General features: G+C 42.3%; 8 protein-coding genes. 1 reads left to right on the plus strand and 7 read right to left on the minus strand.

Features of this window, described 5'->3' with window-relative positions; translation table 11 throughout:
* The first annotated feature begins 398 nt into the window (after nt 1–398).
* Nucleotides 399–2,045, plus strand: coding sequence for a 7TM-DISM domain-containing protein (locus BW716_RS15395; protein ID WP_083723529.1), 1,647 nt, complete (start codon nt 399–401; stop codon nt 2,043–2,045).
* Nucleotides 2,046–2,383: 338 nt separating this feature from the next.
* Here BW716_RS15395 and BW716_RS15400 read toward each other — a convergent pair whose 3' ends face one another.
* The 7 genes from BW716_RS15400 to BW716_RS15430 form a co-directional block, all read right to left on the minus strand.
* Nucleotides 2,384–3,670: a cytochrome c gene (locus BW716_RS15400; RefSeq protein WP_143708858.1), complete on the minus strand. Its 1,287-nt coding sequence runs from the start codon at nt 3,668–3,670 to the stop codon at nt 2,384–2,386.
* Complete coding sequence (locus BW716_RS15405) at nt 3,670–4,188, minus strand: redoxin domain-containing protein (protein WP_083723533.1); 519 nt, start codon at nt 4,186–4,188, stop codon at nt 3,670–3,672. Before BW716_RS15405 ends, BW716_RS15400 begins: the two co-directional genes overlap by 1 nt.
* A 56-nt stretch (nt 4,189–4,244) precedes the next feature.
* Nucleotides 4,245–5,936, minus strand: coding sequence for a SusD/RagB family nutrient-binding outer membrane lipoprotein (locus tag BW716_RS15410; RefSeq protein WP_083723535.1), 1,692 nt, complete (start codon nt 5,934–5,936; stop codon nt 4,245–4,247).
* Between the two features lie 23 nt (nt 5,937–5,959).
* Entirely contained in the window at nt 5,960–9,589 is a 3,630-nt protein-coding gene (locus BW716_RS15415; protein WP_143708859.1) for a SusC/RagA family TonB-linked outer membrane protein, read from the minus strand.
* 209 nt (nt 9,590–9,798) lie between these two features.
* Entirely contained in the window at nt 9,799–10,923 is a 1,125-nt protein-coding gene (locus BW716_RS15420) for a FecR family protein (protein ID WP_179091148.1), read from the minus strand.
* Between the two features lie 95 nt (nt 10,924–11,018).
* Nucleotides 11,019–11,603: an RNA polymerase sigma factor gene (locus tag BW716_RS15425; protein WP_179091149.1), complete on the minus strand. Its 585-nt coding sequence runs from the start codon at nt 11,601–11,603 to the stop codon at nt 11,019–11,021.
* A gap of 190 nt (nt 11,604–11,793) precedes the next feature.
* Complete coding sequence (locus BW716_RS15430) at nt 11,794–12,831, minus strand: aldo/keto reductase (protein ID WP_083723541.1); 1,038 nt, start codon at nt 12,829–12,831, stop codon at nt 11,794–11,796.
* Nucleotides 12,832–13,022: the final 191 nt, after the last annotated feature.

Consider the following 13,022-nt stretch of genomic DNA (forward strand, 5'->3'; position numbering starts at 1 on the left):
GTGTTGGTTACATTTCCAGTTTGTATTTTACAGCATCCTGATACAATTCCGGTACATACTTATAGGCAGTATTATAAGGCACTTTAAAAGGTTGTTTGCCTTGTATTCTAATTTCACAACAATCCCCATTCTTAAACTCAATCTTTCTTTAGTGCAAACAGAGAATCTATTTCGTATTGCCCAATTTCTGCATTACTTATCTCTTCTTCCTCTTCTTTTGTTGTATCTGTTATCGTTCTTGTTGTGTCGTTGGTTGTTTTGGCTGTTTAGGATACTGATGGCACGAGAAAGATACAGGTATAAAGAGAAATACGAACCATTTTATACCCACAATATACAACTTCTATCATTTTGCTTTTTCGCTGATTATCATCTACCTTCCCCGCTATTCGATAATTATGCCATCGGGAGTCGCCAATCATTTCATTCCTATACTATTACTGTTCGCTACGTTGGGGGTACGCGCACAATCTAAAATACACTATCTGAACAATGAACCGGTACTGGAAATCAGCACTGATTCTGCTCAGGTTATAGTGGGGAACCCCTATCCCAACAAAGAAAAATACCGGTTCTCGCTTTCCGAGCCCCTAAACTATACATTATATATAGACGGGAAGGTGTACAAAGCAGGCCCGGCCATTCCCTCGCGCCAGCGGGAAAGAGGGGAAATACATCTTACTTTCAATGGCAATGCGACCACTACCCTGTACCTACAACCAGATTTAGCCGAAATACAGCGCTATGGATATAAGGTCCATCCCATGATCCGGCTTGAAAAAGAGATCGCCGCCGCCAGCCGGGATCACCTAATGCATAATTCCTGGATCGTCACCATTTCCCTGTTGGCCTGTTTTGCAGCTTATAATTTATATATCTGGTTCCAACTGCACGACCGTGTTAATATCTGGTACCTGCTGGTACAGCTGGGGGCCATGATATTTGTTACCTCCTTTAAGCATTTCACCACCCAGTTACTTCCCCTCTCCTACTATCAGCTCAGGGCCATGCCGGATGGTACGGTGTATATGTACGATCTGAACTCGTTCTTTTTACATGTTGGTTGTACCATCATCTTTACAGGGCTCATTCAGTTAACCCGCTCCTACCTGCGAACCAAAGAGTTGTTGCCATCATACGACAGGATGCTTCGTTATCTGCTGATCGGGTATATAATTTTTGAGGTAGTTCCGTGTATCATCACGATTTCAGGCTGGTTTTACATGGACAATTATACTCTGGTATATGATGACATCTTCATCTGTGTACTTTCTTTAAGTCTATTGATTACCAGCGTAGTAGCTCACAAGAAACACATACGGGGGGCCAGTGTGTTCATGCTGGCGAATATGCTGCCGATTATATTTGCCACCGGACTGGCCGTGTTTTTCATTATTAATTCTACTCCTGATTATAGTAACAATAGCACTCTGCTGCCGGAGATCGCCATCATTTCCCAGATCATTACCTTCACCATGGTACTGGTGAGCCGGATCAAGAGCATCCATGAGGAACTGGATGCAAAAGGATATGAAATAGCGAAACTGGAAATGGACATTGCCCAAAGTAAACACCATCAATGGCTCATAGAAAAGGAAAATGAGCAGATCTCCCTGGCCATGCAGGCAGAAAAAGACAGAAACGATCTATTGCAGCAAAAGCTGGATACCAACAACCGGGAGCTGGTGAGTAATAGTCTCTACATCTATCAGAAAAATAAACTGCTGGATGACCTGAAGAAACAGATCCACGACATTGACGAATTATACCCGGGCATAAAATCAATCAAATCTTCATTGAGAGAACATAAATTTCTGGATGCCGAATGGGATAAATTCAGGTTACATTTTGAACAGGTACATCCTGGTTTTTTCGAAAAACTGAAGTCCAAACATCCAAATCTCACCAATAATGAATTGAGATTATATGCTTATTTCCACATCAATTTGTCAACAAAAGAGATTGCTGCCCTCCTTAATATTGAGGCAGCGAGTGTGCGGCAGGCAAAGGCAAGATTGAATAAAAAATTGAAAACCAACGAATAAAACATACTACACAACTACAAATCAATACCTTGTATACACTTTGTAGACGCTCATTTTATACAGATTTGAGTGTTTTATCCTTTCTTTACTTCGCAATAGCATATCAGCATAACGGCCTATTAGTCCTGTAGTGAAATTAATCCCCTTTCTTCACTGCGAAGAAAGAATTGTTCGTAAGCGCATTCATATTTGTAGCCCCAACAATACTTCGGGATAAGCCCTCTTTTAAATTTCTATCAAAGCGTGATGAATTAGATAACGCTATTAGCCCCATCCCAACCCCTGTTGACTGGCTGGAAAAGGAATCTTTTCTGGTCAGTCAGGGGATTGATCACTGATCACAATGTAATCTTTTCATCCCCCAACTCATATGGCACATAGATCATCATAAGGGTAAACATTTCCTCATTGGCCCGCATATCTCCACTTGACATCACCAGCTTTGGCGGATTATTTGGGTTCACTGGGTTGCCCGTCGTATTATCATAAATTCCAATCATATGAATGACAGAACCTGCAGGTATTTTCACCAGGTGCTGCATACGATACAATTCCTGCCAGCGGAAATCCCAGGCAGGGATATGTACCAATGGGATGGTATCACGATCCGGCGTCACGGCGTAAGCCACAAACTCCTTACCCAACAAATGCATATGCGGCCATACATACATAACAGACTGCGTCTCCTGTGTTTTTACCTTCAGTGTATAAGTGCTAACCTGGTTCGGAAAGATTACAAACCTGGGTTGAATATCTCTTTCGGCTATACCTCCGGATCCAAGGCTGATGATCTGCACCTTTCGCTGTATAGGTCCTTTCTTATAAAATAACTTTACCCCTACTGTAGATACTTCGTCTGCTGCTACTGCGGCATAATGTACAGTTAATAATACGACACCGCGCTTAGGCAGTACCCATCCGAACTGCTTAGGGTAAAATTCTTCGGTCGTGCCGGGTATCCATCCGGAATAGTACACCATATTTTGCTTTAATGGTCCGAACCTTTTTACTTCCAGGCCAGCGGTATCAATATCTGCTTCTACAAAGGAAGGAGCAATGGAGATGTCTTTGCCGGCATCTGCCACGGCATAAAACCCATAATTGATATGGTGAATGACTTTCTTGTTATCTGTGTATAATTCGAGTCGCTCAATATTAGCAGCATCTTTCAGTTCAAAAGGCACTTTGAATATAACAAACCGCTCCTGGTTATCGCCTTTTACGATATAGGGTTTATCTGCTTTCAGAATGAGATCAGGAGCTGTGGTATTCACATCTACAACATTTGCCGGCGCCACCGTTTTCCCTTTTGGCGCATTTTTACTTATCCAGTTCAGAATAGCATTCTTTTCGTCGGGGGTCAGGATACGGTTATTGGCATAATCCCGATAGTGCACATCTGCTTTGAATGGGGGCATGTAACCGGTATTGATCACTTCTTTGATAAACGAAATTCTTCTTTTTACCTCATCATAAGTGGCTAATGAAAATGGTGCTGATCCACCTGTATGGTGACAACCCACACACCTTGTTGCAAAAACAGGTTGTACATCTGTATATGTCTGTGCAAGCAACAGGCGTGCAGGCAATAATATCACCATCAATAAAATTAGTGCTCTCATCATTAATCATTAATAAAACATCCCACTGGTTTGGTAACCGTTGGATATATAGTTTTCCCGGCAATAGTATTTGTAATTGCATCTTCAAGGTAATGTTCTGTTGCAGTGCCGGTTTTTGTTTGTCCCAAACCAGTTGCCCAGTTGTCAATTGCTCCCTGATACAACACTTTCCCCTTTTTATTCAGGAGACATACTTCCGGTGTTACAGATGCATGCAGCTGCTTACCCAATTTGTTCTTTCTATCAGTTAACAATGGGAAAAAGACCTTATATTTCTTTTGAAATGCAGTGTAATCCTTTTGGGTATACCAATGCCCTGGAAAGACGCCGACCACAGTAACTGTGTTGGCATATTTCCGGCTCAGTTCATTCAATGGTTTAGTATAATTCCTGCACAACGGGCATTCTGGCGATAGCCATACAATGGCCACCATAGGTGTATGTACCTGCTTTAGAAATTGCTGTACATTTTGCGCTACTGCAAAATTACAGATCAATAAAAGTAAAACTGACACCCTCATACATCACTTAATTTAAAAAAAACCGGTGGCTATGAATGTAGCCACCGGTAGAATTATTAATTAGCAGTATCCCACCATACCCGACCGGTAATGTCATCTGGTGTACTGAAACCAGCATCTTTCGTCATCTCTTCGATCGCATTTAATCTGTTGGTATAGTTCAGATCAGAAATTGAAGGATAACTAACGATAAAGCGTCTTGGCATTGTCTTCGTATCACCATCTACTACTACAGTCTCTCTCTTAAGTATACTGCTTGTCATAGAAGGATAACCCGTACGTTTGATGGTTGCCCATGCTTCGTTCTGATTTTTGAAACAGTTTAGATACTCCTGAATGCAGATTTGTTCCAATGCATTGGCAGCATCATATGCCACGCCAGTTTGAGAAAGGTACGTTGCAATCTCAGTAGCCCCCAGGGCAGTATAGTCACTCAGGGACGCATTACTACCCATTTCATCATACGCCTTGATAGAAGCTTCTATACCGGCAGTATACAGACCTGAAGCATCTTCACTGGTGATCCCTCTTACCGCCAGCTCTGCGCGCATAAAGCAAACATCAGCATAAGTAATAACAGGGAATGTAATATGCGCCTTGGTTTCAGGATTGTAAAATAATCTATCCTGGATATTAGACACCCATCTATCTGCGGTGGTTACGCCTTTATAACTATAAGAAATGTCTGAAAAATAATAGCTGTTAGAAGATACTGAAGACGCAGCTGGATTCGCAAACTGCCCTCTATACAACTGTCCATCCCATGTCAATGTAGCAGGCAGTTTACCCTGGGCCTTTGCAGAATCAAATTTATCTTTTGTAAAATCAGATTTCTGAAAGAAAATTCTGGTACGAGGATCTGATGTAGCAGACATATAATCAATCAGGTTTTTAGAACCAGATACATCTCCATTACTTTGAGGATTATAGTTGCCACCAGATGCGAAGTTCACACCGCCTACAAACTGCCAGTTCTCTTCATTAGAGCTGATTAATCCACCATCATCTGACAGTATATCGGCTACCAGGGTCTTCATTTCATCAGCATCCCTGTTTATAAGACGCATTGCTAATCTTAAGCGCAAACTGTTTGCCGCTCTGATCCATTTCTTTTCATCGCCACCATATACTACATCAGCTGTACTCAGATTTACCTGCTCAACAGAAGGAGTGGATTTTAATACCTGCACAACACTATCCAGTTTCACCTGCAGGTTGGAAAACAATTCCTCCTGTGTATCATAAGCAGGTGTGAGCAACCCGGTATACCTTGCCTGGAATGCCTGAGAGTATGCAATGCTACCCTGTACATCAGATACATAAGCCGCATAATAAGCCAGCGGAATGTATGATATAGCATACAGATAAGTATACTTCTCACGCTGCTCACCTGTCATTTTTTCGATCAGTTTTTGTACATCCACCAGCTGATTTCCTACATTATTATAAAAATTGCTATACCGCTGATTCAGGTTACCAGAACCATCATACACTGTGGAAGAGGCCCCATTTAATGTTACAAAGGACTGTGTCCAGTAGTACATTGCTCTGTTATGATCGTAATAATACTCGAAACTACTACTATTAATGGCTAATAAAGCAGAAGTAAATTCTGTCTCTGGATTTATACTTAACAGATCATCCGGATCAGTATTCATTTCTGCAAACTTTTCGCGGCTGCATCCGATAAACAAAGCCGGTACAAACAGCAACAAGATTATATATTTTAATTTATTCGTAATGTTCATCTTTAACAAGTTTACTTTTAAAATTAGAAGCTACCCCAGATCTGAAAACCTATATTGCGGATATAAGGCATAGCAGATACCTCCTGGAATGCATCAGATCCGCTGCTGTTCAGGTTGTCCGGATTGATATGGTCTTTGGCACTGTTATACAGATACATCAGGTTGTTGCCAATAATGGAAAGACGCATTCCATTCATTTTAAACTTACTGGCTACCTTAGCCGGCATATCGTAAGTAAGACTTACCTGCTGCAGAGATACCCAGGAAGAAGTAAACATTGAAGATTCACGGATACCATTTCCCCAGCTATGAGTGTTCTGATAATAGGCGAAAGCACTTGTTGGATTGATCCATCCATTGGCATATACATCCTTCATCGTCATTCCGGAGATGTCATGTGAGTTACCATCCAGACCGGTGATCACAGTACCATCTTTGTACACACCATCGATGATCATACCATTCTCCTGATCCACACCTGACGAGTTGGTATATTTTAAACCACCCAGTTTAGCGTTTCTGTTGGGAATAGTGCTCTTCATACTACCGAGCCAGCTACCCAGATCATGTGTAAAGGAATACACCTTACCACCGAACTTGCTGTCAAGTACAAAACCTAACTGCCAGTTTTTGTAGTTAAAATTATTGCGCCAGTTACCCAGGAAATCAGGGGTGATATTACCTACTGCCGGGCTTTTGGAGGTGCCATCAGCATAGTTTTGTGCTCTTACATAATAAGAAGAACTCTTCGCACCGGAAGTAGTAATTACATGTTTTCCATTGTTTTCACTATGTTTTCCATCAGGGCTGTTGTATAGTGCATATCCATAGTTAGCGATGATAGTACCATAGTCGCCACCTTTTTTAGCTATCACAGAGAATCCATCTCCGCTACCCAGTGTTACATAGTCTAATCCATATGGCAAGGTCAATACTTTATTTCTGTTGCGGGTATAGTTAAAGTAGGTATCCCATGAGAAGTTCTTTGTCTTAACAGGTGTAGCATTAATTCGTATTTCCCATCCACGGTTACGTACCTTTCCACCATTGATCAGGGTAGCGTTTACACCTGATTCAACAGGGGCAGAGAAACTGATGATCTGTGCTTTGCTGTCCTGATTGTAAAAAGTAATATCTGCGCCCAATCTGTTTTTGAAAAGTTTCAGTTCAAGGCCTGTTTCAAACTTGTTAGAGCGGGTAGGTAATAATGTCTGGTTAGGCAATGTATTGGAAGAATAACTATAGTTAGCCACGTTATCACCTACTGCATTTACATAGGGTGTATTAGCAGAATAAGCACCGGTATTCGCTTTATAGTTAGATGTACCTCCACCTACGCTTGCATAAGACACACGAAACTTTCCATAATCGAATGCGGCAGGCAGTTTGAACATATCTGTGAAGATCCAGGAGACATCAGCACCTGGATAGAAGTAGGAATAGTTACCATGGCCATCATTGTAAACCAGTGTCGAATTCCAGTCATTCCTGCCGTAGAGGTTTAAGTAAAGATATTGTTTATAGCCGAGTGTAGCCTGTGCAAATGCGGAGCTGGTCTGATATTGGTTAGGTGCACCTTCCGTTACAGTTGGTGTGCCTGAAGAGTTGGAAAGACGATAGATATCAGGAAGGATATAACCATTCATTTCAGCATACATATATTTCTGAGTACCTCTATCTATTTCACCACCAGCCTGTGCGATCAGACTCAGGGAGGATGTCAGGTCATTGGTATAAGTCAGATTAGACATATAACGCTCTACTCTCTTGTTAGTACTGCTGGTAGAATATCCTGGATTGCCGAAGCCTTCATCTTTACCTCTTACTTTATTATCATATTCAGTACCAATGTAGTTCACATTTGCAAGGGCCTCCCATCTGAGATGGCTGGCTAAATCTGCTTTCAGATTCAGGCTTCCCCTGAAGTTATTTTCTACCTGCGTCATTCTGTTCTGATAGATAGGATACCATACATACCATGTCAATCCACTCACGTCATTGTTATTTACACCACCGTTTGTTTTATCAATGTAGTTATTCATCCAGTATTTGGTATCGTAGTTACGTGTACCACCATACACAAAGTTCTTCATAGTACCATAGGTGCTACCAGTATTAGCAGGGTTCAGGGCAGTGCTCTGTACATAAGTCATGTTTGCATCTACTGTCAGTACATTGGCAATCTTAGTAGTACCCCGGAAGGTGAGGTTATTTCTTTTCAAATCATTGTTGGGTGTCACACCTTCTGAATAGAGATTAGAATAAGACACTCTATAGGTACCGAGTTCACTACCATTGGATAATCCTACGTTAAAGTTTCTAGTGATACCGGTGCGAAATGCATCCAGGATATTATGAGGACGTGGATTATTTTTAATTGTTTTACCGGTGATATCAATTACAGTCTGGCCTGTCATTTCAGGACCAAAATTGTAACCATAAGTATTAGGATTCACATTCAGGTTGCCATCAGCGTCAGTAACAAAGTCACTCAGACCATACCCTGACCCGAATTTATCCTGGAAATCCACTGTTTTATAAGGCGTGCTCGCATAGATATCAGCACTCACATTCACACCCAGACCTTTTTGCTTAAATCCTTTTTTTGTTTTGATGAGAATCACGCCATTGGAAGCACGGCTACCATACAGTGCGGTTACAGCGCCACCTTTCAATACAGTGATAGATTCAATATCATCCGGGTTGATGTCTTTCAGCATGTTACCCATATCCTGATCACTGCCTTTGTTAGGCATAATTACATCCTGGTCCATGATGATGTCATCCACTACTACCAGTGGCTGGTTGCCATAAGGGTCAAGCGAAGCGCTCCCTCTGATCAGGAAACGTGTGGTACCCTGAGGTCCCCCGGTACCTGATTGTACCTGCAACCCGGGCACCATACCCTGCAGTGCTGCGATCGGGTTGATTGGAGTTGCTTTCTGCACATCCAAACCAGATACGGTTACCGCACTATAACCCAGTTCTCCTTTGTTACGGTCACCAAACCCGGTTACAACTACTTCATTCAGGGCACCTGTTTTGGACACCAGCACTATCTTGAGCGGTTCGCCTGAATTTGCAACCACCTCCTTCTGCTCCATACCAACAAAAGAAAATACGAGGGTAGCTCCAGCCGGGGCATCCAGCTCAAAGCTACCATCAGGTTTGGTTGAAGTTCCTTTTTGTGCACCTTTTACACGCACAGATACGCCTGGTAACGGCGTACCTTTTTCATCCTTTACGATACCTGTGATGACCTGCCGGAATAGTATCACGGGATCAATTATTTTTTTAGGACTTAATACAATTGTATTGTCCTCAATTTTGTAAGTAATCGGCTGATCTTTCAAACAGACATACATTGCCTCATCAATTGAGGCATCCTTCAAGGAGACATTCACAAGATGTGCGTTTTCAATTAAACGGGCATCGTACCAGAAGAGGTACCCTGTTTGCTCTTTAATAGTGTTCAACACATGTGTTAATGATACATTCCTGCCGGAGAAAGTGACCTTCTGAGAAAACCCTTTTGCATGAATCTGCAGGCAGCTGGCCAATATCAGATAAATAGCAAGGCGCATAATTTTTAAGATTTCGGAAGACATAAAACGGCTGCCAGGCCAGGCTTTGCCGTGCATGGATAAATTCATACCTTGAGTCGGTTTTGGTTAAGAAAAATGACGATACATTAAGGCTATATGCATATAGCCAAACCAGAACTACCAGCCGGGGTTGTTGTAGCAATCCCGGCTTACTAAGTAGTAAGCTTACAACAGTTTAGATAATAAGTTAATTTTTCATTTGATTACTGCTCATAATGATGTTAGTTTTTGGTTTGATATTTAATAGATATAGACCGCTACGGAGTAATTGTTAGCGTATTTCCTTCAATCTTAAAATTTACCTGACTATAACTCAGGATTTTTAAATTGGTCGATAAACTAGCTCCCTTCTTAAGTTCACCTACGAATCGAAAATCAGGTATAGGACCTTCAAAATTGACGTCGATATCATACCAACGGGCCAATTGTCTCATAACATCTGGCAAATCTGCCTGGTTGAATTTAAAATAACCGTTTTTCCATGCAATTACGCTCTCTGTGTCTGTGGTGGATATCACATCAAGCTTGCCATCTTTTTGTAATTGTGTTTGTTGTCCAGGCAGTAACAGCCTGGTTTGTCCTGTGGCTGAGACTTTAACTGCGCCTGTCATTAAAGTTGTCTGAACGCTCTTTTCATCTGGATAGGCCATAACATTGAAACTTGTGCCCAGTACTTCTATTTTCATGCCTGCAACCTTTACTATGAATGGTTTAGCTGCATTTTGCTGTACATCAAAATAGGCTTCACCGGTTAGTTCCACTGTTCTGTTACTCTCGGTAAACGCTGTCGGAAAGCGGAGTGACGATAGGGCATTGAGCCATACCTGTGACCCATCCGGCAATGTTATCTGGAACTGGCCTCCGCGTGGTGTGCTGATTTTATTGTATAAAACTTCATTGCTATTGCCCTCAGGATTATAGGCTAATGTGCCGCCTGCTAATTTTAAAATAGAAGTCCCGCCTTGTTTTGCAATCTGCTGATTTCCCATACTATCCAAGGCGATAGTAGAGCCATCTGCCAGTGTCAGGATTGCTTTATCTCCGCCGGGCATGATATCATATACCTGTTGCGTCAGGACCTCCGGTTTAGACTTGTGGTATGACCGCCATACATACCCTCCACCTACTGCCAGTAGCAGAATAATTGCAGCCGCATGCCGTACCCAGCGCAAATTACTTTTCTTTACCACTACCAGCTGTTGCTTTTCTTCAGCCTGGAATATGGCGGTTGTAATGGATGCAATAGTACTCATTGGCAACTCCATTTCTGGCACTGTCAGGTGAGCATGTTCTATTAACTGCCTGGCTTTCTCCTCATTTTCAGGTAGTCGCAACAGGTCGGTCAGTTCCGCTACTTCTTCTTTAGTAGCTTGCTCACTCATGCATCTTTGAAATAATTCTTCCAGACGGTTAAATGAATCCATTATTAATAATGACGCTTAAAAAATAGGTTTGGGGGTATGACTTATAAAAAAAATTACAGGATCAGCCAGATAATAATCATCAGTATGTCCAGATTAGCCAGGCAAAATGCCCGGATGTTCTTCATTGCCTGTTCCAGATTAGATTTCACTGTTTCCGGAGAGATGTTCATAGCCGCAGCGGCTGCATCTCTTTTCATCCCTTCTTTTTTAATAAGTATATAGGTTTGTTGCTGGCGCTCTGGTAACCGGCGGATCGCCTTCTCCAATAAGCCGGCATATTCCCGGTCCTGAACTATGTCTTCTGTTGCATTCACCGCAGGTTGATGCGCTTCTATGTCTGTCGCATTGATACTCAAAACATCCCTCTGTTGTTGCCGGAGTGTACTATAGATGATATTTGTTGAAACAGTATGCAGAAAAGCTGGAAAGTTCACGATATCAACAAGCATTGCCCTTTTCAGCCAGATCTTCAGAAATACATCCTGCACAATCTCTTCCGAAAGGGGAACAGACCTTGTGAGCCTGTATGCGACGCTATACACAACTTTAGAGTATTGGGATACCAAAACTGCAAATGCAGTCTGATCACCTGCTGCGATGCGCTGGAAGAAGACAGTATCCAAATGTGTCCTCGTCATATCTTGGTTGAAACTGGTATCTGCCCCACCCATGCGATTAAATAATGTTAGTAACCGAATAAAAATACAAAAATCCGGTTAGCATCAAAGAAATACCATTCGTCATTATTATAAAACGAGCAAAGCCCTTAGAAAAATGTTGAAGCATTTTTCTAAGGGCTTTGCAATCTTCTGTTATAAGAAAACGGCCTTAGTACAATTTCGGCGCTGCATTCAGCATTGGGAACTCACGCTGGTGCCAGTAAGGATACACCGGTGGTACCTCGCTTACTTTATCCAATCGCTTTACCTGATCTACGGTCAGGTTCCAGCCTACTGCTCCAAAATTCTGTTTTAGCTGTTCTTCATTCCTGGCTCCAATGATGATATTGGAAACAGTCGGTCTTTGCAGCAACCAGTTGATGGCTACCTGCGCCACTGTTCTCTCTACTTCTTTGGCAATAGCTTCCAGTTCGTCGATGATGTTGTAAAACACCTCGTCAGTGATGGCAGATGCCGGAATGGGGCTACCACCCTGTGCTACCCTTGAATCAGCAGGTGCAGGCTGGTTACGGCGGTATTTACCACTTAATCTGCCTGCTGCCAGCGGGCTCCATACGATGGTACCCACGTTCTGATCGATACCCAGTGGCATCAACTCCCACTCAAAATCCCTGTTTACCAGTGAATAGTAGGCCTGGTGTGCGATGTACTTAGACCAGCCATATCTTTCAGATATTGACAGTGACTTCATCAGGTGCCAGCCGGAGAAGTTAGAGCAGGCTATGTAACGCACTTTACCACTCTGTACCAGCGTATTCAGGGCATTCAGCGTTTCCTCTACAGGCGTATTGGCATCAAAGCCATGCAGGTGATACACATCGATATAATCTGTACCCAGTCTCTTCAAACTCGCTTCAGCGCTCTTGATAAGATTAAAACGGGAAGAACCATAATCATTCACCCCTTCACCCAACGGGAAAGTGGATTTTGTAGAAATCAGGACCTGATCGCGCAGGCCTTTCAGGGCCTTGCCCAGGATCTCTTCAGAAGTTCCTGCTGAATATACATTGGCAGTGTCAAAAAAATTGACACCGGCTTCTAAACAGATATCTATCAGGCGACGCGCTTCTTCTACCTGCGTGCTACCCCATGCTTTAAAAAACTCGTTGCCACCACCGAAGGTCGCTGTCCCAAAACTCAATACGGGTACTCTTAATCCTGATCCTCCTAATTGTCTGTATTCCATAGTTTCAAAACTTTTATCTGTATGAAGTTGTTTAAACTTTTAATTTTCGACAGAATAATGTAATAAGAGCAAGCCAATGTAACCCCATCCATGTGAATACTTTTGTTTCATAGCGAACAGATAGAGCTTTAAACGCGTCTAACCAGGCATTGGCATGCTCAATTTTTGTTCTCGAAGTTGTTTATACTTTT

This window comes from [Flexibacter] sp. ATCC 35208, assembly GCF_001975825.1.
GTDB lineage: Bacteria > Bacteroidota > Bacteroidia > Chitinophagales > Chitinophagaceae > Chitinophaga.